At 43.2% G+C, this 22,250-nt stretch carries 22 protein-coding genes and 1 pseudogene; 11 read left to right on the top strand and 12 right to left on the bottom strand.

The features are described 5' to 3' along the window. Nucleotides 1-2 precede the first annotated feature (2 nt). Together AUJ82_02015 and AUJ82_02010 are read left to right on the top strand one after the other, a co-directional pair. Complete coding sequence (locus AUJ82_02015) at nt 3-1,139, top strand: hypothetical protein (GenBank protein ID OIO60772.1); 1,137 nt, start codon at nt 3-5, stop codon at nt 1,137-1,139. Next, entirely contained in the window at nt 1,099-2,301 is a 1,203-nt protein-coding gene (locus AUJ82_02010) for a hypothetical protein (GenBank protein OIO60771.1), read from the top strand. The genes AUJ82_02015 and AUJ82_02010 overlap by 41 nt, the downstream gene beginning before the upstream one ends. 104 nt (nt 2,302-2,405) lie before the next feature. Here the strand turns inward: AUJ82_02010 and AUJ82_02005 are convergent, their stop codons facing one another. Both AUJ82_02005 and AUJ82_02000 read right to left on the bottom strand, forming a co-directional pair. Continuing rightward, complete coding sequence (locus AUJ82_02005; protein OIO60770.1) at nt 2,406-3,125, bottom strand: hypothetical protein; 720 nt, start codon at nt 3,123-3,125, stop codon at nt 2,406-2,408. 81 nt (nt 3,126-3,206) lie between these two features. Beyond that, nucleotides 3,207-4,319, bottom strand: a complete 1,113-nt coding sequence (locus AUJ82_02000; GenBank protein ID OIO60769.1) for a recombinase RecA — start codon at nt 4,317-4,319, stop codon at nt 3,207-3,209. 52 nt (nt 4,320-4,371) lie between these two features. Here AUJ82_02000 and AUJ82_01995 point away from each other — a divergent pair, with 52 nt between their 5' ends. Further along, nucleotides 4,372-5,001, top strand: coding sequence for a hypothetical protein (locus tag AUJ82_01995; GenBank protein ID OIO60768.1), 630 nt, complete (start codon nt 4,372-4,374; stop codon nt 4,999-5,001). 7 nt (nt 5,002-5,008) lie between these two features. Here AUJ82_01995 and AUJ82_01990 read toward each other — a convergent pair whose 3' ends face one another. Further along, nucleotides 5,009-6,199 (bottom strand): exodeoxyribonuclease VII large subunit, encoded by a 1,191-nt coding sequence (locus AUJ82_01990; GenBank protein OIO60767.1) that lies wholly within the window; start codon nt 6,197-6,199, stop codon nt 5,009-5,011. Further along, nucleotides 6,189-6,875 (bottom strand): hypothetical protein, encoded by a 687-nt coding sequence (locus AUJ82_01985; protein ID OIO60766.1) that lies wholly within the window; start codon nt 6,873-6,875, stop codon nt 6,189-6,191. The genes AUJ82_01990 and AUJ82_01985 overlap by 11 nt, the downstream gene beginning before the upstream one ends. A gap of 123 nt (nt 6,876-6,998) precedes the next feature. Here AUJ82_01985 and AUJ82_01980 point away from each other — a divergent pair, with 123 nt between their 5' ends. After that, a complete protein-coding gene (locus tag AUJ82_01980; protein ID OIO60765.1) occupies nt 6,999-7,688 on the top strand; it encodes a glycosyl transferase in 690 nt (229 codons plus the stop codon). Between the two features lie 252 nt (nt 7,689-7,940). Then, nucleotides 7,941-8,336 (top strand): hypothetical protein, encoded by a 396-nt coding sequence (locus AUJ82_01975; protein ID OIO60764.1) that lies wholly within the window; start codon nt 7,941-7,943, stop codon nt 8,334-8,336. A 102-nt stretch (nt 8,337-8,438) separates the two neighbouring features. Here AUJ82_01975 and AUJ82_01970 read toward each other — a convergent pair whose 3' ends face one another. From AUJ82_01970 to AUJ82_01960, 3 genes and pseudogenes are all read right to left on the bottom strand, one after another. Further along, nucleotides 8,439-10,292: a hypothetical protein gene (locus tag AUJ82_01970; GenBank protein ID OIO60763.1), complete on the bottom strand. Its 1,854-nt coding sequence runs from the start codon at nt 10,290-10,292 to the stop codon at nt 8,439-8,441. Nucleotides 10,293-10,499: 207 nt separating this feature from the next. Then, nucleotides 10,500-10,706: pseudogene (locus AUJ82_01965) on the bottom strand (pilus assembly protein). A 182-nt stretch (nt 10,707-10,888) separates the two neighbouring features. Continuing rightward, nucleotides 10,889-11,944, bottom strand: coding sequence for a twitching motility protein PilT (locus AUJ82_01960; GenBank protein ID OIO60762.1), 1,056 nt, complete (start codon nt 11,942-11,944; stop codon nt 10,889-10,891). A 77-nt stretch (nt 11,945-12,021) separates the two neighbouring features. On the opposite strand from AUJ82_01960, the gene AUJ82_01955 reads away from it, so the two are divergent. The 5 genes from AUJ82_01955 to AUJ82_01935 are packed head-to-tail and all read left to right on the top strand — an operon-like array spanning nt 12,022 to nt 15,770. Next, nucleotides 12,022-12,222: a hypothetical protein gene (locus AUJ82_01955; protein OIO60761.1), complete on the top strand. Its 201-nt coding sequence runs from the start codon at nt 12,022-12,024 to the stop codon at nt 12,220-12,222. Between the two features lie 2 nt (nt 12,223-12,224). After that, on the top strand, nt 12,225-13,070 hold the full coding sequence (locus AUJ82_01950; GenBank protein OIO60760.1) for a hypothetical protein: 846 nt from the start codon (nt 12,225-12,227) through the stop codon (nt 13,068-13,070). Between the two features lie 10 nt (nt 13,071-13,080). Beyond that, complete coding sequence (locus AUJ82_01945) at nt 13,081-14,406, top strand: 3-phosphoshikimate 1-carboxyvinyltransferase (protein ID OIO60759.1); 1,326 nt, start codon at nt 13,081-13,083, stop codon at nt 14,404-14,406. Between the two features lie 5 nt (nt 14,407-14,411). Beyond that, the gene (locus tag AUJ82_01940; protein OIO60758.1) at nt 14,412-15,101 is read left to right on the top strand and encodes a cytidylate kinase; all 690 of its coding nucleotides are present in this window, start codon (nt 14,412-14,414) and stop codon (nt 15,099-15,101) included. 18 nt (nt 15,102-15,119) lie between these two features. Next, nucleotides 15,120-15,770, top strand: a complete 651-nt coding sequence (locus AUJ82_01935; protein OIO60757.1) for a hypothetical protein — start codon at nt 15,120-15,122, stop codon at nt 15,768-15,770. Between the two features lie 203 nt (nt 15,771-15,973). On the opposite strand, the gene AUJ82_01930 is transcribed toward AUJ82_01935, so the two are convergent. The 5 genes from AUJ82_01930 to AUJ82_01910 all read right to left on the bottom strand — a co-directional run bounded on the left by AUJ82_01930 (nt 15,974) and on the right by AUJ82_01910 (nt 20,168). Next, nucleotides 15,974-17,284, bottom strand: a complete 1,311-nt coding sequence (locus AUJ82_01930) for a hypothetical protein (protein OIO60756.1) — start codon at nt 17,282-17,284, stop codon at nt 15,974-15,976. A gap of 165 nt (nt 17,285-17,449) precedes the next feature. Further along, nucleotides 17,450-18,394 (bottom strand): hypothetical protein, encoded by a 945-nt coding sequence (locus AUJ82_01925; protein OIO60755.1) that lies wholly within the window; start codon nt 18,392-18,394, stop codon nt 17,450-17,452. Between the two features lie 158 nt (nt 18,395-18,552). Next, nucleotides 18,553-18,978, bottom strand: coding sequence for a 2-amino-4-hydroxy-6-hydroxymethyldihydropteridine diphosphokinase (locus AUJ82_01920; GenBank protein OIO60754.1), 426 nt, complete (start codon nt 18,976-18,978; stop codon nt 18,553-18,555). Beyond that, a complete protein-coding gene (locus AUJ82_01915; protein OIO60753.1) occupies nt 18,978-19,337 on the bottom strand; it encodes a dihydroneopterin aldolase in 360 nt (119 codons plus the stop codon). The genes AUJ82_01920 and AUJ82_01915 overlap by 1 nt, the downstream gene beginning before the upstream one ends. A 3-nt stretch (nt 19,338-19,340) precedes the next feature. Next, a complete protein-coding gene (locus AUJ82_01910) occupies nt 19,341-20,168 on the bottom strand; it encodes a dihydropteroate synthase (GenBank protein OIO60752.1) in 828 nt (275 codons plus the stop codon). Nucleotides 20,169-20,498: 330 nt separating this feature from the next. Here AUJ82_01910 and AUJ82_01905 point away from each other — a divergent pair, with 330 nt between their 5' ends. Further along, nucleotides 20,499-22,238, top strand: a complete 1,740-nt coding sequence (locus tag AUJ82_01905) for a hypothetical protein (protein ID OIO60751.1) — start codon at nt 20,499-20,501, stop codon at nt 22,236-22,238. Nucleotides 22,239-22,250: the final 12 nt, after the last annotated feature.

The raw sequence follows: 22,250 nt of genomic DNA, 5'->3' as shown, positions 1-22,250 counted from the left end.
CAATGCGTGATTGGTTTCAGAAGTTATATGGTGAGGCCGTGGACGTTAAAGTGGAGCACTTTTTAGAAAACGCGTCTTCAACCGGTAACTTCGGCGTAGATTTTTACAATTTTATTCAACGCTACGCCCCTTTTGTGCACTATATTTATTGGTTTATTATAGAAATAGTAGGGCAGTTAGCGCGATGGAATATATTAGTTGGGAAAAAATATTTTGAGGGATTGATTCGCGACTTCAAGCCGCACTTGATTATCAGCGTCCACGATTTCTTAAATCTAGGCTATTTTGAGTTAGCTCGAAAAATTCTTGGAAAAGATCATGTGAAATGTGTCACCTATTGTGGGGAATTTTCCGGAGGATTCGGCTTTAGCATAAACTGGGTAAATTCATCTTCCGACTGGTATATCTCTAGAACGGCCATGGCACAAAAATTTGCCCTTAAACTGGGCGCGCCTAAAGAACGCTCCAGTGTATATTTAGGCTTATTTGCTCCTCGCGTTCATGAAGACCGATTGCAAGAGGATGGAAAGAAAGATTATCGGCAAAATGAACTTGGGTTAGACCGAGAAAAATTTACCGTTTTTTTGACAACAGGTGGCAACGGCGCGAATAACCACCTTCCTTTATTAAATGTTCTCTATAAGTATAAGAAATCCGTGCAAGCGGTTGTTGTGTGTGGTCGCAGCCAAAGCACTTTCCAGCGAGTTTCTAAATGGAAACAAGAGCATTCCGATTTTGAACTATTTTTAGAAGGTCATTCCTCCAGGGTGCGTCAATTAATACAAGCGAGCGATATTGTGATTGCTAAAGGCGGGGGGAACACCGCTGCTAAATGCCTTTTTCTGGGCACGCCGATTATTTTTAATCGCTTAAACGGCATGATGCCCCAAGAGAAAGTGACCGTTAAATTTTTCAAAAAGAATAACGCAACGCGTATCTTTTCATCGATAAAGCAGTTTGATCGCTTGATAGAAGCCTGGAAGGATAAGGGAAGTGATTACCAGGCGTTGTTGAAAAATTTTAGAGACTTAAAGGAAGCCGAGCCCACTCCTGAAGCCTTTTTTGGGAAGTTAATGAGTTTTGCAAACGAAGCCGCCAATGAAGCTAAAAGTCGCGTATATTTTCACAACTTTTCCTAAATCTTCGGAGACCTTTCTTCAACGAGAGGTGCGGGGCATGCGTGAGCTGGGAATTGATTTTGATATCTATTCCTTGTGGGGCGGAGAGCGTTCTTTTGAGGAACAACCCGTTCGCTTGTTTCCTAAATATTGGTTGGTGTTCGTTCCTTTTCTGCTGGCTTATTGGAGTGTTAAGAAGCCAGCTGTCGTTTGGGCATTTGTTAAGCGCTTATTTTTTAAGAAACGCCATGGCTGGGAGAACTTTGGTGAAAATCTTCTGGGCGCGGCTTTTGGACTGCTGTACGCTCATTGTTTCAAGCGGAAAGGCTACACGAATATTCATGCCGCATGGGCGTCTATGCCCGCAATGGCCGCTTGGGTTATCAAATGTTTTACGGATATACCGTTTTCGATGGGAGCACATGCGTATGATGTTTTTGAATACAGTGGAGATGCCTTTCTTGCGGAAAAAGCAAAGGAGGCATCTTTTGTGCATACATCAACGCTAGTCGCTAAAACGGAAATGGTGTCCAAAGGGATAGCTGCGGATAAAATTAAAATGATCCGACGCGGTTTGATGCCGATGCCGTCGATTAAATCCGTAGAAGAGGGTGCCCATGCGCCGCTGCGAATTATCTCCGTAGGTCGCTTGGTTGAGAAAAAGGGCTATGCTCGGCAATTGCTCATTTATAAAGCGTTAAAAGAAAAGGGCCTTCCCTTTCAGGCTAAAATTATTGGCGAGGGCCCTTTGCGAGATGAGCTTGTTAGCCAGATTCGCACGCTAGGCTTAGCACAGTCGGTTGAGATGCCGGGTTGGCTCAGTTACAGTAAAACGGAAAGTATGCTGGATTGGGCGGATGTCTTTTTGTTTACCGGTGTTGTGGCAAAATCGGGTGATCGTGATGGTTTTCCTAATGTTGTCGGTGAAGCCATGGCTAAGGGAGTTCCTGTAGTGGCTTCTACCGTTTCCGCTTTGCCGGAAGTGATCCGTACCGGCGAAAATGGGTTTCTTGTAAATGATTATGATAATGATGACGCTTGGGTAAGTGCTCTAGAAACGCTTGCGCAAGACCAGCAAACCTATCAAAAAATTGCTAAGGCAGCACGCATGTGGGTGGAGGAGAATTTTGACGCGGTAAAAAATGCCGAAAAAATTGCCCACTTATTTCAGGACAGCTTATAGTTTTTCATGTATGTAAACCGTTGCTTTTCCCCAATAATAATAGCCTTTGATGCGTTGAATCGTTTCTTTGAGGGTTTCCATTTACAATCAATATTTTAAATGGATTATATTTTTTCATGAAAATATACAGTAATATACCCAAAGATGTAAGGAAGGAGTTTTTCTGCTAAAAGTTTAAACTGAGAAATCTTAGCATTCGCTTCGTCAGAATCCGGGTTGCATTGAAGGTTCATCAGTGATTTGGATACAGTAATAATTTTAGTTCCCTTTCGAGCCGTAGCAAGAGCCTTTGCAAAATCAAGCATGCCTATGTCTGTAACACAGGTGCTGAAGAGATAAACAACGGTTGCCTCTGAATAATCAATTTCAAAATAGTTTGCCTCGCGAAACGTTACACGGGGATTTGGAAATTTGTTTAAAACTTTTTTAGCATTGTTGAAAAGTTCCGAGTTCAGCTCTATTCCAATAACGTTACAGCCGTAAAATTCGTTTAAAAAAAAGGAAGTCCTGCCGGTAGATGAGCCCAAATCATAAAATACATCACCAGAATGAAGCCCTGTAATACGAGCTATAATATCCATTACCCTTAAGGGAGTTTCACCATAGGCGTTCGACTCTCGTGGGTCTTTTGAGCCTCTAAAAAAATCGGCATTTAGTTGAAAGGCTCCTTTTCGTCTGCAGACCCAAAGACGATACAATTCCTTTTTTAAAAATGATAATCGGCTATAAAACGCGAAATCGTCTGATATCATTGCCTTAAATTGCCTAAAGCGAAACTTCCACGTCGATAGATCCTTTCGCTGGCTTTGCTGAGTGCATTCCATGATTTCTTTGGGTAATAACGGTAAATGCCAAGTGCCCTATGGGGCATAAGGCACTTGGGAAGACAAGGATAATCTATCAAATTAATCCGCTGTGGCTAAAGCTTTTTCTTCGCTATCGGCAAAAGATTCATCACTGCCGCCTAAAGACATGCCTCCGGCAACTTGAACTTGGCTCATAATGGCCTTACTGATTTCTTCAGCTATATCCGGGTTTTCCTTAATATGTTGCTTCGCAGCTTCACGCCCTTGGCCGATTAATTGGCCGTTGTAGGAGAACCAGGCACCTTTCTTTTCAATGATCTTGTAGGTGCATCCTAGGTCGACTAAAGAACCTGTTCTGGAAATGCCTTCATTGTACATAATGTCGAATTCGCATTCGGTGAAGGGAGGCGCAACCTTGTTTTTAACAATCTTCACGCGGGTACGGTTACCAATTACTTTACCGTTGGATTCTTTAATCGCTCCAATACGGCGTATGTCAATGCGAATAGACGCAAAAAACTTGAGCGCACGGCCGCCTGGAGTGGTTTCCGGGCTTCCGAACATGACGCCGATCTTTTCGCGAATTTGGTTTGTAAAGATACAAACGCATTTTGTTTGGCTGATTGTAGCCGTTAACCTGCGCATCGCTTGGCTCATCATGCGAGCTTGTAGGCCGATTGTAGCATCTCCCATTTGGCCATCAAGTTCAGCGCGCGATACCAAAGCAGCAACGGAATCCAAGACAACGACATCGATTTCGCCGGAACGAATTAAGGTTTCCGCAATGTTTAAGGCGTCTTCACCGCAATTTGGCTGCGAAACGATCAAGCTAGCGATGTCCACACCAACCAGGCCTGCGTAACGGGGATCCAGGGCGTGCTCTACATCGATAAAGGCAACATTGCCCCCTCTGCGTTGTGCTTCGGCGATAACACTTAGGCAAAACGTTGTTTTTCCGGAAGATTCTGGGCCGAAAACTTCACAGACGCGGCCGCGTGGCAGTCCGCCTACGCCTAATGCTAAGTCAATAGCTACGGAGCCGGTGGAAATAGTAGAAACCTGCATTTTTGAGGATGATCCCATGAGCATGACGGCACCATCGCCGAATTGTTTGTTGATAGCAGACATGGCGAGTTCCAGTGTCTTGTTGTCGGATGACCGCTCGTAGGAGGAGTTTTTTTTGCTAGATGGATTTGATTTTGGTTGTGCCATATTTGTTTAAGGATTGTTTTTTTGAGTTTCTATTGTTTTTAGATTGTTTGTTGTGTTACTTCAATGCGTAAAAAATTTGGTTGCAAAAAGCAATGAAAATTTGTTCACTAGTTTTGTAGCCATGACTGTTATTGAATTAGAAAAAGATTTTTTTAAACAAGGCGCGCCGTCGCCGAAGATTACCGTTGCGTGTGTTCGCAACGACTTTGGTTACTGGGGTGTGGGTGTGCTCGAAGATGCCCTTTGTTTTGTTATCGGATTGAAGCAGGCTGATTTATCTGAAGTGATGCGCTATACCCAGAAACGTTGGGGCGTAGCCTGCGAGGCCATGGCTGAATCCATGAAGGCCGATTATAGCCGATTGTTGGAAGATGCGATTTTAGGCCGAACAACCATGTTGCCCAAGCTCGCATTAATCGGAACGCCTTTTCAGAGGGCTGTTTGGCGTTCACTGCTCGCCATCCCACGGGGGGAGACCAGAACTTATGGCGATATTGCTAAAGAATTGGGTTGCGATAATGGGGCTAGAGCCGTTGGTGGAGCCGTGGGTGCTAATTCCATTGCGGTCATTGTGCCGTGTCATCGCGTTTTAGGGGTAACGGGTATCGGTGGCTATGCGTGGGGTGTTCCTCTGAAGCAGCAGTTGCTTGCGGCTGAGGCTTCTTGTAGCAGGATTGTGTAGAGCCCGCTTATAATCTTTCGGCTTCAATTTGGCCGTCTTTGAAGGTGATAGTAAGAACGGCTTCTTTTTGGGCGGATGCTTTGTTTTCTATAAAAACTTTGTTTTTGCCTTGCACCCAAGCATACCCGCGATTGAGGATGTTGGCCGGGTTACATGATTCTAATCGCTTGTGTAGTTGTTCTACGTGCTTGTTGTGGGCGCGTAGGCTATGCGCGGGGGAGATTGCGCTTAATCGATTTTCCGCGCTTTTAAGCATATCCTTGGCTCCGCGTAATCGTTGCGTGAGGGATTGATAGAGTCTGTTTTCTTTATCGTCTAGCTTCAGCGCATAATTTTCTAAAATTGGGGAGAATCGAGATGGGTGTAGTGTTTTTTTGATATGATTAACGCGTGAAACACAATCCAGGTAGAGGGATGAGATTAACTCTGCGGCTGCGGAAGGAGTCTCTGCTCGTTTGTCTGCCGCAAAATCGGTCAGTACAAAATCTATTTCATGTCCCACGGCAGAAATAATTGGAAGGGTGCACGCGGCAACAGCCCGCACTAAGGGCTCTTCATTAAAGGCCCATAGATCTTCGATGCTTCCGCCGCCTCGGCCGATTACAAGCAGGTCTAGCTTATTAAACTCCTGTGCGATTCTTAACTGTTCGATCATTTCAGCGGCCGCACTCGTGCCTTGAACGTTAGAGGGGAAAATGATGACGGTGCCTTGCCAGCCACGTCGTTTGAGTATGCTTATGAAGTCTCGTATCGCCGCGCCTGTAGGAGAGGTTATAAAGCCGATTGTGCGAGGGATAGGGGGGAGGCTTTTCTTTTTATCTGTGTCAAATAAACCTTCGTTGGCTAACTTTTCTTTAAGGCGATTAAACTCGAGTTGCAATTGCCCTTGCCCGTCTTCCAAAATAAATCGAGCGATGAGTTGATACTGCCCGCGTGGTTCATAGACATTGATTTCTCCAAAGACGAGAATTTGCATGCCTTCCGCTAGTTGCAACGAAATTTGGGCAGCATAGCCTTTAAAGAGTACCGCTGAGATCTGGCTATTAGCGTCTTTTAATGAAAAATAAATATGCCCACTGGATTGGTGTCGTAAATTGGAAACTTCCCCACGAACCCAACAGGGCGGAATTTCGTTTTCCAAGATTGTTTTTACACGCGCGTTAAAATCAGAGACAGAGAGAATCTGATCACTCTCCATCGTCTTCAATTTGGGCTTTCTTAAGTTTGACATAGCGCTTTCGTACGAGTTGTAAGATTACAGCAACTCCAATCATAAATGCGATGCCAAATAAAGCTAGTTTCATATGCCCTTTGAAGATAGATCCTGCGGTTACTACATAACCAATTACCCAGAGGAATTGTATGATCCAGGAAAAAGTAAAATACGTCCAAAAGGGGATTGCTGTTAGCCCAAGTATGTAATTTTGTACCGGAAGGGGTACCCCGGGCATGATTCTTACGGCCACAACCATCTTCCAGTGATGCTTTTTGGGCACTTCGGGCACTTTGTAATTAAAGCGAGTCAAAAGCCTTTGGATGAATTTGTTTAAGAATCGTCTAGCAACCCAATAGGTAAGCGCAATATTAAGGGCTACTCCAATTGTGGAATAAATGATGCCTGCTTGCGTACCATAGGCAATGCCGGAAAGGATGTACAGGGGGCTAACGGGTATGCCCACTGCGGGAGCAATTGTGATCGCCAGGATTAAGTAAGCAGGGTGCAGTTTTGCTAATGCCGATAAGTGCCGGGAAAATTGTTCAATGGCGCGCACTGGATCTAAATCAGCGCCAAAAAAATAATACAGAATAATGCCGGCAGTGATGACTAAGGCGGCAGTCAGGCCGGGGATAAATAGCTTGTGCCGAAAAAGCATGATCTCGTTATCATATTCATTTTACTTTTAAGCTGACAATTCAAATATGGTCGTATCTAGTAATTGCTTTCCTTTGCGTGGCTCTCTATAATTACGTTTGAATTTACACCTTCTCTTTTCGGCATGAATATTTCTGTAGTTGTCCCCGTCTATAACGAAAAAGATACGATTAAACAGCTCTTGGAACGCGTAGCAAACGCACCTGTGGCGTTACGGGAAATTATCGTTGTCGATGATGGTTCCACGGATGGTACGCGTGAGATCTTAGAAAATGAAATCGATATGCCGCTTTGTTGCAAATTTTACCATGAAACTAATCAGGGCAAAGGAGCCGCGCTACGAACCGGTATCGCTCAGGCAAAAGGCGATGTGATTATTGTTCAAGACGCGGATTTAGAATATGATCCTCAAGAGTACCCAAAACTACTCCAACCGATAAAAGAGGGTAAGGCAGATGCCGTTTTTGGTTCGCGTTTTATCGGCGCAGAACCCCACCGGGTCGTCTTCTTTTGGCACATGGTCGGTAACAAGCTGTTGACCTTTTTCTCAAACATGCTCACCAACATCAATCTAACAGACATGGAGACGTGTTACAAGATGGTGCGCCGTGAAATCATCCAGAAGATTAAGCTCGAGGAAAACCGCTTTGGCTTTGAGCCTGAAATCACCGCAAAATTAGCCAAAAGCGGCTGCCGCATCTTTGAAGTCGGTATCGGTTATTCCGGGCGAACCTACCAAGAGGGCAAGAAAATCAATTGGAAAGACGGTTTCCGTGCCATTTATGCGATCATAAAGTACAACCTCTTTCGCTGATTTTTTGCAGCTACAAAAGGACTTACGCTAGAAACGTTTAATCGATGGCTATTAAATTCATGGATAACGTTTTTTAGATTAGCCAAATCTGTATTATTTTCATTTAAAACCCCGTTAATTTGAAGTATTTAGCAATTTAGTGTTAATTATTTATTTTTCCTATTGCTCTTTTAGGTATTTTATGGCAATTTACCTCAATTGGTATAAAATTTATATCGATTGAGTCAATTAAAGTAAACTTATTATAAAAATATGAATAATAAAATTAACATTGGTGGTGGATATGTTCCTTCCCAAAATATCCAGAATAAAAAAGATAATAAATCTGAAAACAAGGGCGACAAGATCAAGGACATTACTGAGGAGGAAATTTCCCAGTTGTTTAAAAAGAACTTGAAGATAAACCTTAATGAAACAGAGCAAAAGAATAAGATCTCTAAACCTTCGAAAATAACAAAAAAGATAACTGTTAAAAAACCAGTTGTTAAATTTGCTCCACCAAAGCCTGATTTAACCGGTATTTCTCGGGTCAAAGAAACGACACCCCGGCACCTAGATTCAAAATGCCTTTATCTGGAAAATAGGCAAGCCCATCTAGCCAACCAACAGAATAATACTAACCCAGCTTTTAAGAGAAAGCTTTTCTAATTTGAATAAACAGTCGCGATCAACTTGTTTTTTCGCAACAAAAAGGCCTCACACTATGTGGGGCCTTTTTTATTCTATCCGATTCTCGCTAATAAAATCACCTTAAGGTAAGGTTTCAATCCACTGCCGCATATACTCCTTATTGTTCGTGGGCTGAGGCAGATCCATAGGGGGAGTATTTTTAACATCGACTAATTTATAGAACCTAATTTGCCTCAATGGCCAGATGTGCTCATCTTTGTAAGGTTCTAGTACAAAATCGTTATCGAGGTCATAGTTCTTTTTAGCCTTCAGGAAGCCGCCGTCATAGACGTATGTGCCGGTCGGAGCATTTAACAACCGACTCTGCTGAACATATACCGGTGGGTTCCCTTTTTGTTTTAAATAATGCAATACCCGATCCTTGCGTTTTATCGCATACGCGGTGCTCATGGCGTCTACGCGGTGCATGATCCATATAAAGGGGGTCTCCGAGAGCACAAAATAGTGTTTTCCGGCCATTTCCGAGTTTTTGATGATATCGATCATCCAGTTGACGCGATCCACGGGCAGTTGATTCTGAGAATAGTGTTTAGCAGAAATTTTTGGCACGCAGAAAACAAGTATCCCTAGACAAATAAACCAGGAAAACGTTTGCCGATAGGCGGGGTTTGTCGTGTAGGAGTAAATCATCCAGATGGGGATAAACACCATAGGGATCAGCATTGGGAATGCCAGGCGGTGGATGATCGGATCGTCCAGTTGACCAAAAAAATAGAAGATGATCAGAAGTGTATTCATCACGAAGCCTAGGCAGAAAAAGCACAGAACGATCAGCGGAATCGGGAAGCGCTTTTTGGCCTTCAGGAGCTTGTAGACCACCAAAATAAAGAAGGGGATAAATGCTAGGGCAAGAATGGCAATCGGCAAAGAATTTGTCATTTCAAGGCCGGCATCAAGGAAGAAATTGAGGGCGTGGCCGATGTTTTGATAGGCGTATTGAAAGCCAAAGGGGCTTGTTGCTGAAGAACGATCCCATAATTGCCAGTGACCATCGTTGAGATCAAACACTTTGTGCGTCCATAGATAGGGGATGAGCAAAATAGGCGTGATCATCAATCCCCAGGAGGTCGTAATCTTCTTTTCTCGCCACCAGGCATAGAGAATGAGCAAGCCAGCCGGCGCAATGTACATGACGCTTTCATAGCGCACTTGCGCTAAAATAACCGTGGTTAAGCAAAGCGCATTGAGGTTAGTCTTTGTCGGTCGCTTAAGGTATTCCATCCCGATCAGCATAGTCCCGAGGATCATGACTATATTCAAAACCTCAAATCCAGCTCCATTAGAGGCACGCACAAAGAGCGGTAAAAAGGTAAATAATAGGACGGCAAACACACCTCCTGTTCGCGAAGCCAGTTTGAAGCCCACTAGATAAGTCAAAAAGAGAAACAAGCCGGTGAGAAAGAGGTTGAAATAAAAGGCATTTTCAGGGCGAAAACCGCTAAAATCATGGATAACGGAGAGAAAAAAGGGATAGGCAGAGGGGCGTTTGTCTACAAAGCCGTCCAATATATAAAAGGTGCCGGCGATCGTATGGGCTCTATTGGGCACTTGGACTATGCGATCTTGGTGCATGGACATAGATGTGGCCACCAGTACGGGTTCATCCATCACTATTTTGTATTCAACTTTCTCTTGAAGGCGAATGTACAAAAAGCAAAATATAATCAATAGGCAGACGAGGAGGTTCTTGGGTTCAGTCCAGAATGCTTTTGTTCGAAAGTGCTTATCTTTTAGGTAGGGCAGGAGGCATTTATAGAGAAAATAGAAAAATAGACCTGCCGTGACGAGCATGATCCAGTAACCCCCATATTTCACGAAGGTAACGGCTTGAAGTGGGGAAAACGCCCATTGCCCTACAACGAGCGATATAATTGCAATAACAGCAAACGCAAGAACCGGTTTCCAGTTTTTCATGATTTTTAAACAAAAAAAAGACCGCTCGCTTTTATAGCAAGCGGTCTACAAGAGTCGTCAATTAGATTAGTACGTAAATGAAACAGACTGACCACCGGTTGTGGTTACAGTCAGTGTTCCACCGTCTTCATCAACCGAGATACCTGTGTACGATTCACCAGCAACAGCTGCGATCGTATTGAAGTATGTTGGGGTCAATGCAGTATAAGCTACTTGCGAGGCACCAGTGTCCAATATGAATTGAGCACCAGCTGAAGCCACTTGTCGCAAGTTATTCGTGATAGCTTTTTCACGAGATTCTTGACGTACTTTTTGGAATGCTGGAATGGCCATGGCGGCTAATAGACCGATGATGACCACGACAATCATGATTTCAACGAGGGTAAAACCCTTTTTTGATTTGGAATTATCCATAATATTCGGTTGTTGGGTTTGGGTTTGGGTTCCTATAGATTTATGAAGCTATTGGGTAATCCCTACGGCTCCACTTCTTACCTAAATATACCACGGTTTTATGCGAAAACCAACTAAATTATGTATTTTATGGATGCTTTTTTATTGAAATATATGGCGTTTTAAAGGTGGGTTTATTTCCCTTAATATGCTGGTATTCCGGCAGTTGCACTTGTTCCGTTTGCGTTTGAGGGGTTGCTGGCTGCATGAATACGCGCAAAGATCATTTTGCCACCGGCAGAGGGAAGGATGCTAATAACTTCCGCTGTGACTGATTTTCCTATGAATTGAGCGGATTCGTTTACCACAACCATAGAGCCATCAGAGAGGTATCCTACGCCTTGGTGTTCTTCTTTTCCGGTTTTTACCAGGTCAACATCAAGGTATTGCCCTATGCTGATGTCCGGGTTTAGCGCTTTACTCAGCGCGTTTAAATTTAACCACGCAATACCGTGAAATTCCGCCAATTTAGCTAAATTAAAATCTGTGGTCATCAGCTTTGCTTTCAGTGTTTGGCAAAGATAAATGAGCTTGGAGTCTACTTGCTCGGCTTGATCTACATCCACGTCTTGTATTCGCAGGTCAATGTAGTTCATGTTCTTGAGCTTGTTGAGCACTTCAAGGCCTTTTCGCCCCTTGATTTGCTTCTGCGTATCGCCGGAATCCGCAACACGGTGCAATTCCTCGATAACAAACTTGGGAATAACGATCGCGGAGCTTATAAAACGGCTTTGGCAGATGTTTACAATCCGGCCGTCAATCAGAATACTGGTGTCGAGGACTATGAGGGGGACATCAACGTTATGCGGAACAAATTTAATATAAGGAATCAATAGATTGAAGTCGTCTTTGCCGCGTAGCGTAATAATGGTTGCCAGGTACACGCTGATGATGAAAAGAGCTAATCTGCTTAAATGAAGGGTTTGTGGGTCGCCTTGGTCGAATAGGGGGGATGAGGTAATTAAAAAGGCTATTAGCGAGCCGACTGCTATGCCAAATGCGACTGCGGTAAGCCCTCGCACAGAAAAGCCTTTAATGAACACATCTATAAGAATCGTTAATGTGCCTATAGCCGCTCCTATAAAGAGGCTAAGCGCCAAGTATTCTTGTAAGTCAGGGTTAGCGTACCAGAAAAGCCAAGCCCCGAATACGCATAATGCCATGAATAATATTCGGATGATGAGTATCGTTTTGTTCATATATTTATTTAAAAGCGGGTTTTTTGGGAGTGACGAATGTCAGTTGTTACGTATGTTCTATTTTGTTCAAATTTGCAATGTTAGATTTGATGGAAAGCTGCCTTTACCTTTACAAGAAAATCCAAAATAAAACAAGCGGGGTCAAAATAAACGCAACCATCGTCAGCCGAAGCGCCAATAACGCTTGGTTCTTTTTCCTTACTTTTTGTATGGATAGTGAAATGCACATGTGTAATATGAAAGTGCAATTTACTGCGATTGCCAATTCGATAATTTGAAGATGAGTGACATTTCTAACGTTGCCGTTATTGGCTGTGGTCTCTTGGGGGGATCAATCATACGAGCTTTGCGCAAGCATCGTATCCGTGTTTTTTCTTGGGATAAGGATGAAGTGGTCAATCAGTACTGCATGGCGCAATTGGGCTGTACTGTTTTGCAAAATGATTTTGCTGACATTAGTCACGTGGATGTCGTTGTCGTTTGTGTGCCGATTGATCACATGGAATCTGTCTTTAAGCGCATACAGCCACATATAACTCCCCATTGCCTTGTGACGGATGTCGGCAGCACTAAGCAGCGAATTTGTCAGATTGCTGATAGCATTTTTGATAACGGCAATTTTGTCGGAGCCCATCCTATGGCCGGTTCGGAGAAATCCGGTATCATGGCATCGGATGAAGCCATTTTTATTGGCAAGCTGTGTTTCATTACCGCTAGCTCTCATGCTCAAAGGCATAGTATCCAGGTCGCAAAAGACTTTTGGAGCCTGATTTCTTTGAAATTAGTGGAGGTGGATCCTGTTGAGCATGATGAAATTGTGGCTGGGGTTAGCCATTTCCCTCAATGCGTGGCCTCGCTTTTAAGTGCTTTTTTATTAGATGCGCTTCCTTCTGAATGGGGCGAATATGCCGGTAATGGGTTAAGGGATACAACAAGAATTGCCGCAAGTAACCCGGATATCTGGATCCCTATCATTCAGGAAAACCGAGAAAATATACAAAAGCTACTGGTCGGGTTTAAAGAAAAGCTTGCCCAGGCCGATTTATTATTACAAAATAACGATCTCGACGCCTTCAAGGTTCTTCTTGAAGCGGGGCAAATTTTTCGCAAAGATCTGGATAGATAATTTTGTCTTAATGAACGACAACGAACTCGCTATAACCCCCTTTCAGTCCGCTGTATCAGGCACCGTGCGCTTGCCTGGCTCAAAAAGCATCACGGCTAGAGCGCTTGTGTTGGCCGCGCTTTGTGCCGGACCTGTAAGGCTCAAGAATGTTTTGTTTTCAGATGACACCGTGGGTATGATGAACTGCCTGGAGCAACTCGGCTTTCAAGTAGATCGCGATGAAGCAAACTTAACCGTTACGGTTTATGGGCAAGGGGGCGATATCCCTCATTCAACCGCAGAAGTGAATGTGGGCAATGGGGGTACTGTTGCTCGCTTTATACCTGCTTTATTAGCCTTGAAAAAGGGGGGCTCTTATAAGTTGACAGCGGGTGAAGCGATGACGAAACGTCCTATGAGCCCTTTGTTAGGGGCTTTGGAGTCTGCGGGCGCTATTTCGGTTACTTATGATGGGGAAGTTGGTTATTACCCTTTTTCTATTCAAACAAACGGCTTGCCTGGTGGAAAGCTTAAGATTGATGCTTCGCGCAGTGGCCAATTTGTTTCCGCGCTCATGCTGGTAGCTCCTTTGGCCGAGGGGCCGTTGTCTATACAATTAGCGGGAGAAGCTGTTTCTAAGCCGTTTATTACGTTAACAGAGAAAATGATCCATGAGTTTGGTTACTCAAGCCAAATTTCTAGCTCGGATAACGTGTACGATTTTTCAGGTAATGGGCATTATTCTTTTAAGGGGGGTGAGTATGCGATAGAGCCGGATGCCACCGCTGCCAGTTACTTTATTGCCCTTGTCTTATTGGTGGGCGGTAGAATTATTTTTCCGGGGATGTCTTCTCGGATGAAGCAGGGCGATGCCGCTTTTGTGAATCTTATAAAATCTTTGGGGCTGGAAGTGAAGATGTCAGAAGACTCTTGGGTTGTGCAGCAAAAAATCCAAACCGCTATGATTGGCATGGAGCATAATTTTAGTGAAATATCCGATACTTTCTTAACGTTTGCCGCTATAGCTCCTTTATTGAAGGGGTATTCGTGTATTACCGGGATTGGCCACACGCGCCATCAGGAATGTGATCGCGTTAAGTGTGTCGCACAAGAGCTTAGAAAGCTTGGCCAGGAGGTTCATGAAACAGAAGCGACTTTAGAAATTCATCCCAAGCCGCTACAGCCGGCTGTGATTGATCCCCATGGTGATCATCGCATCGCCATGAGTTTTGCCGTATTGGGTTCTTATAACTTTAATGGGGATGGTAGTTCTTGGATTACTATCAAGGATCCGGGCTGTTGTTCAAAAACTTTTCCGAAGTTTTTTGACATCTTGGAAAATTTGCGTATTCAGTAAGGTCTATGGGGAATAAACCTTTTGTCATTATCGCTATGGATGGAGGCGCTGCTTCTGGAAAGTCTACGACTTCTAGGGCGCTTGCTAAGCGTTTTCATTTAATGCATGTGGATACAGGCTGCTATTATAGAGCCTTAACGTGGTATTTGCTTCAAAATAACGTTGATCTGTCTTTAGGGAATAAGGTAACGGCCTTTTTTGATGGTATGGAGTTAGGGACTAGTATCGAGGGCGAAACAGCTCATATTTCTTTCAATGGGGAGGTTGTTCCCGATTCTGTATTGCGCACGCCTGAGGTGAATGCTCGTGTCTCTACCGTCGCTGCTATCCCTCGAATCCGGCAGTATTTATTTGATTTTCAAAGGGAGCAAAAACACATTGCAAGGGAAGCTGGTTTTAATGGGCTCGTCATGGAGGGTAGGGACATCGGTACGGCTATTTTCCCAGAGGCTGATTTTCGCTTTTTCTTGGAGGCCGATATCGAAACCCGTGTTCAACGCAGAGCCGCTGAGGGTAAGGTGGACCACATCGTAAAGCGCGATCACGTGGACTCTACGCGCGCGGCCTCTCCTACAAATTGTCCGGAGGGTGCTATTCGCATCGATACTTCGCATCTCGGTTTTGAAGAGGTGGTCGATAAAGTCTGCGAAATTATCAATGGAGCCCTTTGCCCCGCAGGCGAATCTCGTTCATAAAAAGGATTACTAGTTGTTGTGAGTGCTGAAGATTACAATCCGATTTATGATATAGGCCATTCCCTTTCCTATAATCTCTTTAATCTCATGTTCCGCTGTGATAGCGTGGGCGCGGAAAATGTCCCCAAAGAGGGCCCTTTTATTTTAGCCTGTAATCACGTGAGTTATTTTGATCCCTTTCTGGCAGGTAGCCAGTTTAGGCGCCGGATCTATTTCTTTGCCCGCAAAACCCTTTTCTCATCACGCTTTAAGGCCTGGATACTAAATCGCTTTCATGCGATCCCCGTAGACCGCGATGGAGACTCGGATGTGGGCGCTTTAAAACGTGTGTTTAAGGTGCTGGAATCCGGTAATGGCATCTTGCTGTTCCCTGAAGGAACGCGCTCTAAGGATGGCCAAGTGCAGCCTGGAAAACGTGGTGTCGGGATGATTGCTTGCCGCACACAAGTGCCTGTTGTCCCTGTCCGCTTTTTTGGAGCCTTCGAAGCCTGGCGCAAGGGCGATAAATTGCCTAACTTTAACCAAGATATCACGATCGCCTACGGAAAACCCCTTTTCCCAAAAGATTATGATCCCGGTAAAAATGCTGAAAACCGCTACCAAGTTGTAACCGACAAGATTTTGGATGCGATCAGGCACCTGGAAAAACCCAAGTTTAACGGTGCTTAAAATAAACACCTAGTTGTTTGTTTTTTTATGTAAAAATTCTACTAAAGGCATAAGGGCGTAGGGTTGTTTCTGGGGTGATCTTATGTTCACTCTTTCAGGGCATAGTTTGTTCCACCTGGAACAAACTATGCCCTAATAACGACAAAAAGACCTTCCTCACCGAGGAAGGTCTTTTTGTCGTTAAAGCCGATTAAATAGCGGTCTTAAGCCATTTTTTCCTTATTACCAAAGAGCTTGCCAAGCATCAGGCTAACCAGGTAAATAGACCATTCCCCAGTGAACCCCAATCCCGCTCCTACAATGCCAAAGGCGCCATAGACCACGTTTTCGGAATACTTTTTAGAGTAGGTTGTTATAGTATCTAACAGGAAGGAAGGCTTGCTGTAGGCCAGATAGATACCGGCCGTTGTGGTCACCCCCGTTAGTAAGCCGGACCAGCTTGTTTTAGGCAAGAACGGGCCTGCAACCGTATTAAAGAAGCTAGTGACCATTCTCGCAAGCGGTGCTACAGGGCCAAGATAGCTCGTAAGGTCCTTTACAGCACGCTCAGAGAGATCCTTAGTCGTCTCATTGGTCAATGAAGGCAAGAAGATGCTTCCCACATAGTCTTTGCTGAATTTCAGAATGTTGACTACGGCTTTGTAGCTCGGATCACGTTCCGTTACGTCATACCCTAAAAGTGTGTCTAGCATTTTGTCTGCAAAAACTTCAATCAGTTTATCAACAACTTGTTCTTTTTTGGAAAAGTCAGGCTTTTTTTCATCTTTGAAATCGTCATCAACTTGCTTCAAGTCCTTTTGTACCTTGTCTAGAAAGAATTCAGCAAATTTTGCCGGATTAAGATCCAGTTTTGCTAAAACAGGTGTAAGTAGAGGCGATTTTGCAATTTCAGTTGCTACTTTTGTAAGATCCGTAGGATCTTTACTGACGATCTGTTCCGCAGCCTTTACGAACCCATCGAATAATTCCTGTGGACTCTTTAAAAGATTATTACCCAAAGTATTGATTTTACTCTTTATAAATTCGTGTACACCATTCTTTGTGAGGTTTTCGAGTTTGGTTTCTTTTCTTTTAATATAATTTTTTGCGAGTTCGCCCACCTCTTCATCGTCTTCTACGCTTAATTGAGAGTTATTAAGCTCCTCTTTTACTTTAGTGACCTCGTCGTCCTTCCTTTTGAGTTCGTCGTCCTTCTTTTTGAGTTCGTCTTTTAGCTTGAGGATCTTTGTCTCTTTCTTGAGAAGCTCTTCTTTAGTTTTTTCATCGAGCTTTTTGGTTAATTCATCATTTTTTTCTAAAAGAGTAGAGCTGATATTGAAAACTTCTTTGCTGAAAAGATTTTCATTGCTTAGGTTCAGGTCACCCTGTTTTCGAGGTGTTTTCTTGGTGCTGGAATTCTGCGACTCTACCTTTTTTTCATCAAAGATACCCTCTAGATTCTCAAGTTCTTCCTTTTTAAGAATCGGTGATATATTGGGGGAAGTGTTTTTACTGCCAGTTTTAATATCAGACATATGCTTATCTCCTTTTTTTTAAGGTTAGGGTTTGTTAGGGGATTAGGGTTTAAGTTAAATATTTATAGTTTGAAAAACAAACAAAAAGTGCGTGCGTTGTAAAAAAAGAGGCGATACAAGCCTGTTTGTATCGCCTCTTTTAGGGATCGAACTATTTGTAAGTTGCTAAATAGTAGCCTTTTTGGGGAGTATTCGACTAATCGTTTTTTCTACCAGAGAAGGTTGCTTCTTAATCCTGTTTTGGGTTTGTTGTTTAAGTGCCTGTTGTTTTTTTACATGTTTAATGATTTTTTTGGTGACCGTAATTCCAACATCGATCGCCAGGCCTCCTGTAATACCAAGAATGAGGCCGCTAGCGCCTCCAATTGCCATGCCGGGTACAACGCCAACACCTTCTGCAGCGACACCGACAGCAGCGCCCACGCCCAATCCAACGATGAAACAAAGCGTTCCCCCTGAAACCATAAAGATGCCGTAGTTTGGCATGAATCCGGCAATGTTCTTGAGCGAGCTTGCGACAACCGATGGTCCTTTGCTGAGCAGGTTTATGCCGTCCCCATCTGTTATGCTTTTTATCTCATCAAAATCGATTGATGGTCGACTACTGCTACTATCTGTTGATCCCCTTCTGCTGGATTTACCTGAAGAGCACGAATGTTCATTGAGTATGTTGATGATAATTGGTTGATTGTGGGAGATGACTTCTTTAGTGATGATTTCATTACCATTACTAAGCTGCATGCGTATGGACGTTGGCGATAAAGAGAGCCTGTTCACTATTTGTTGCTCTTTGTTTTCAATTTGAAGGGATCTGCGTTTTAAAGCCGAATCGCTCTTGCTTTTGGTTACCAATTTCTTGATATCTCGTTTCAGTTCAAGAAGATTGTCTTCTTTGCTCACCTTGCGATCCTCTAATTGCTCATCTAAGATAACGATTTGGTATTCACCTTCCTTGAGCCCAGTTTTATTAAGCTTTTTATTAAGGGAAGATAAATCCAAAAGTGGAATATCCAGCGTTTCTTTTTTTTCATTCTTGATTTCCTCAAAAACGGTTTCCTTTTTTTCTTCAATCGTTTTTTCTATGCTTTCTCTTCTGCGAAGGATAGGCATAGAGTTTAGCCTGCTCAGTTGTGTATTCATAAACCATCCTCTGTTCATTTGTTGTTGTGCGAGGTTATAGTATGGCTTTAGGGGTTATTTTTACGTTATGAATAATTTCTGTAAAAAACAAGAAAATAATGTAATATTTTTACAACAATATGCGATTATCACACTAGGTATAGGCTATGAGTCACCATGATTTCGTTGAGCGGGAGGAGTACGAAGGAACGCTCCATCATGCGAGGGTGAGGGATGATGAGTTCGGCACCGTTCATTTCTAGCGTGCCGTAGAGAAGGATATCGAGATCGATGGTTCTGGGTGCGTTCTGAAAAGGACGTTCTCTGCCTAAACGTTGTTCTATTTGTTGGCAGCGAGCTAGAAGCTCGTGAGGAGAAAGGGTTGTGTCTAATAGCACAACAGCGTTTAAAAACATTCCCTGATCGAGATAGCCAACAGGCTCTGTTTCGTGGTAAGACGAAGTTGCCCTTAAGGTGATGCCATCAGTCTCTGCTAAGAGCCCAATAGCTTTGTTTAAATAGTCGTTACGGTCGCCTAAGTTGCTACCGAGGGCAATATAAGCCTCCGTCATCATTATCGCTTTCTGTTGAGTCTGATGCCTGCTGACTCACAAATGCCCTGAATGGCTACCGAGGGCTTTGTTATGGTTAGGGCGATTTCCTGAATAAGGGAATAGTTTTTTAAAAGAAGCGTGCTAATGTGTTCTGCAAGCCCTTCGATAAGGTGGAATTGGGTTTGCTCTACAGTTTCTTTAATCAATTGGAATATCTCGGCGTAATTGACGGATTTGGTGATATCATCGCTTTCTCCGGCGGGCTTGAGGTTTAGCGTAAGCTCAAGATCAACTATAAACTTTTGTCCAAGCTTGCGCTCTTCTGGGAAGTAGCCGTGGTGGCCGAAAAAAGTCATTCCTTTTAAGATAATCGCATCCATCTTTTAAGCCGGGACCGGTTCTTGTTTTCTTTTTAAAATGGCTTCAGCAACCTTCATGGCACGGTAGTTATCTTTAACGTCATGGACACGAAAGATAGATGCGCCGGCAGCCATTCCCATGACAGTAGTTGCTGCAGTAGCGCTTGCAAGCTCTTTTGGGGGGAGATTAAGTAAGGAACTCAATGTGGACTTACGCGACGTACCCAGGACGACTGGATAACCCATGGCTACGATTTCATCGAGGCGACCGAGGAGTTCCATGTTTTGATCCGGATCTTTGCCGAAACCGAACCCAGGATCTAGCCAGATGTGACTTTCAGGGACGCCTGCATCAGTCGCAATCTTGATAGAGTTGTTTAAGAAACATTTTATGGAGTCTATTAAATCTCCTGGATAGAAAGTACCTTCTTGATTGTGCATGAGAATGACTCTGGCATTGTGTTTAGCTGCAACATGAGCCATTTTTGCGTCTTTTTGGAAGCCCCAGATGTCATTAACTATCTTGGCGCCTCCTTTGAGGGCGGCATCAGCGACATTTGATTTGCAAGTGTCTATGGATATTGGAATGCGAATTTGTTTTACCAGGCACTCAATAATAGGGATGACGCGTTTAAGTTCTTCGGTCTCGGTGATAGGTGTGTGGTCGGGTCTGCTAGATTCTCCTCCAATATCTACGATTGTGGCACCGGCCAAGACCATGCTTTTGGCGTGCTCTAAGGCGCGATAGGGATCTGTGAACTTGCCTCCATCAGAGAAAGAATCCGGGGTAACATTAAGGATGCCCATAATCTGGTAGGGGGCAGTAGAAAAGAGATCTGTGTGATTGTCCATACCTGTTATATTACAATTACTTAGGGGGTGGAGGTCAATTACGGATTTTTGGGTGTATGGAGGGTCTTTGAGATGACTTTTGCTTTAATTGTAAACCCTGTTTACGTGCGCTTATGATAGTTGATGTTTTGCATCAATGGAGAAAGTATCCAAAAAACAGATACGCATTTTAGAACCAAAAAATGATACGGATTATTATTTGAGTGAACTCATGAATTTCAAGAAACGTTTGCTAGTTTAAGAAAAATTATTTATTTATAACGTCTTGTACCCCAAATGAATCAGCTTCGATTCTGAAGATTGATTGAACCCCAAAAATACCCCGGATTTATGAATATATTTAAGAAATCTACTGGCAGTAATAAGAATTCACCCGTAAACACTCCTACGAAAAATAGTAAAAAGGAAAATTTAAAGCAGAACGAGAGTGGCGTGACGATTGTTAAAGACGATCCTAATACACCCAAGATCAAAGAGCAGAAATTTGATAAAAATAACAATATAAATGAGATCGTTATTGATATTAGATCTAACCAGGAAAATTTATTAGATATAAAAGAGGTAAAGACGGAGGAGGTTGAGGAAAGCAATGAACGCTTAGAGGAGAAAGAATCTAAACGAAATATGTGGGAGCTTCTGGGGCAAGTCGTAAACCAAGTATCTAAGAAAATAGTGGAAGAGGAGGAGAAAATAAGCTCAGGAAAAAATACCCCTGACGGCAGGGGGAATGATCACGAAAACTTGTTAGTGGAGCGCAAAGACTCTATTCTAGAGGAAAAAAGATTGATCAACCTTGAAGAAGAAAAGAAAGAAGAGAACATATCCGTTAACGAAGAGATTGTTGAAGAAAAAATTATCGATACCATCAAAAAGGAGGAAATAATTATTGAGGAGAAACCGAAAGAAAAGGAATTGGAAGAAAATCAAAAAAGATTGATAGATAATTTCGTAAAGCAGGCAAGAAGCTTGAAGAAATCAAGAGAGATGCGAAAGACTAAAGATCTTGAGTTAGAAAGCCGTACAAAGGAAAAGATCTTGAGGTTGTCAACCAAGAGGGAGAAGACAGAGGTAGGTAATGAGAAGGCGATAGAAGTGAGCGATATTGAAAATCAGAATGATGAAAGGGAGGAGTATGAAAAAAAAGTTCTTCTAGATGAAGATCAAGTGGACAAGTTTTTGAAGACAAAATTAGTGGAGTTTTTAACAGGTGCAACTGAGGAAGTAAAAGAAGATCTTAAGAAGCAACGTGGCAATAAAACAAAAAGCCAGATGGAATGTAATCATGAGATTATAAACAAAATGGAGAAAAGGGTTTCTGAAGAATTAAAAAAAGTTCAGAGTCCTAGGGAAGAGGAAGAGGTTGATCCACACGAAAAAGAGCGTGAGGAGATGTTGACGTTGATTGCTGATTTGATTAAGAAAAATAAACGCCTATCCCGAAAATTAGAGACCAATGGAGCTGGTGGATGGTTTACGTCTGACTTCGGTACCAGTATAGACGAGGTTCTGGGTGGAGGGCAAAATGAAACCGGAACCAATCAAGAAGGTGGGAATGTTGAGAATGCAAATAATAACACGGCTAACACAAGCGCCCCTTCAAGTCCAACTGAGCTCGTTACTCGAGCTATTAAGTGGCTTTGGAATAGTGGCTGGAAATTTACGGCAATAGGAGGTTTGTGTGGGTTTTTACTTGGCACATATGTTTTGGGATCAGTTATAAAGGCTTTATTTACAACAATTAATAGTAATATTACGGATGCGACCGCAAAAGCTTTTGTGGAGTCTCTAGAAAGCTTAGGTGGAGGCGTAATTCTGGCTGTTATAGGAATGATTATAGGGGCTCCCATTGATGTCATTGTTTGGTGTGTTCGTAAACGCTGGGTGCTTCCTCAGCGTAGACAACGCAACGAAAGGCTTGAAGATTTAGAACAAATGTTAGCTAATACCCAAAGCACAAGCCTTCAAGAGGCCTTACGGAAAATGATGCAAGAATCGAACTCTCAAGTAACGACACCTAATAATGGGGGCAACGGCAATACGAATCTTATGCTTCAAGAAAACCTTGTGTGAGTATAGCTTTGA

This window comes from Verrucomicrobia bacterium CG1_02_43_26 (assembly GCA_001872735.1).
In the GTDB taxonomy this organism is placed as follows: domain Bacteria; phylum Verrucomicrobiota; class Verrucomicrobiia; order Opitutales; family CG1-02-43-26; genus CG1-02-43-26.
Note: the sequence above shows the minus strand (reverse complement) of the source record. Positions and strands in the feature narration are given on the sequence as shown.

Bases quoted from the DNA above. Each gene is read 5' to 3' on its own strand.
- AUJ82_01925 (OIO60755.1), bottom strand. From the start codon at position 18,394: ATGCCTATCCTTCGCAGAAGAGAAAGCATAGAAAAAACGATTGAAGAA.
- AUJ82_01970 (OIO60763.1), bottom strand. From the start codon at position 10,292: ATGAAAAACTGGAAACCGGTTCTTGCGTTTGCTGTTATTGCAATTATA.
- AUJ82_01960 (OIO60762.1), bottom strand. From the start codon at position 11,944: ATGAACAAAACGATACTCATCATCCGAATATTATTCATGGCATTATGC.
- AUJ82_02015 (OIO60772.1), top strand. From the start codon at position 3: ATGCGTGATTGGTTTCAGAAGTTATATGGTGAGGCCGTGGACGTTAAA.
- AUJ82_01905 (OIO60751.1), top strand. From the start codon at position 20,499: ATGAATATATTTAAGAAATCTACTGGCAGTAATAAGAATTCACCCGTA.
- AUJ82_01985 (OIO60766.1), bottom strand. From the start codon at position 6,875: ATGCTTTTTCGGCACAAGCTATTTATCCCCGGCCTGACTGCCGCCTTA.
- AUJ82_01940 (OIO60758.1), top strand. From the start codon at position 14,412: ATGGGGAATAAACCTTTTGTCATTATCGCTATGGATGGAGGCGCTGCT.
- AUJ82_02000 (OIO60769.1), bottom strand. From the start codon at position 4,319: ATGGCACAACCAAAATCAAATCCATCTAGCAAAAAAAACTCCTCCTAC.
- AUJ82_01990 (OIO60767.1), bottom strand. From the start codon at position 6,199: ATGGAGAGTGATCAGATTCTCTCTGTCTCTGATTTTAACGCGCGTGTA.
- AUJ82_01980 (OIO60765.1), top strand. From the start codon at position 6,999: ATGAATATTTCTGTAGTTGTCCCCGTCTATAACGAAAAAGATACGATT.
- AUJ82_01920 (OIO60754.1), bottom strand. From the start codon at position 18,978: ATGATGACGGAGGCTTATATTGCCCTCGGTAGCAACTTAGGCGACCGT.
- AUJ82_01915 (OIO60753.1), bottom strand. From the start codon at position 19,337: ATGGATGCGATTATCTTAAAAGGAATGACTTTTTTCGGCCACCACGGC.
- AUJ82_02010 (OIO60771.1), top strand. From the start codon at position 1,099: ATGAAGCTAAAAGTCGCGTATATTTTCACAACTTTTCCTAAATCTTCG.
- AUJ82_01930 (OIO60756.1), bottom strand. From the start codon at position 17,284: ATGTCTGATATTAAAACTGGCAGTAAAAACACTTCCCCCAATATATCA.
- AUJ82_01910 (OIO60752.1), bottom strand. From the start codon at position 20,168: ATGGACAATCACACAGATCTCTTTTCTACTGCCCCCTACCAGATTATG.
- AUJ82_02005 (OIO60770.1), bottom strand. From the start codon at position 3,125: ATGGAATGCACTCAGCAAAGCCAGCGAAAGGATCTATCGACGTGGAAG.
- AUJ82_01950 (OIO60760.1), top strand. From the start codon at position 12,225: ATGAGTGACATTTCTAACGTTGCCGTTATTGGCTGTGGTCTCTTGGGG.
- AUJ82_01955 (OIO60761.1), top strand. From the start codon at position 12,022: ATGTTAGATTTGATGGAAAGCTGCCTTTACCTTTACAAGAAAATCCAA.
- AUJ82_01945 (OIO60759.1), top strand. From the start codon at position 13,081: ATGAACGACAACGAACTCGCTATAACCCCCTTTCAGTCCGCTGTATCA.
- AUJ82_01975 (OIO60764.1), top strand. From the start codon at position 7,941: ATGAATAATAAAATTAACATTGGTGGTGGATATGTTCCTTCCCAAAAT.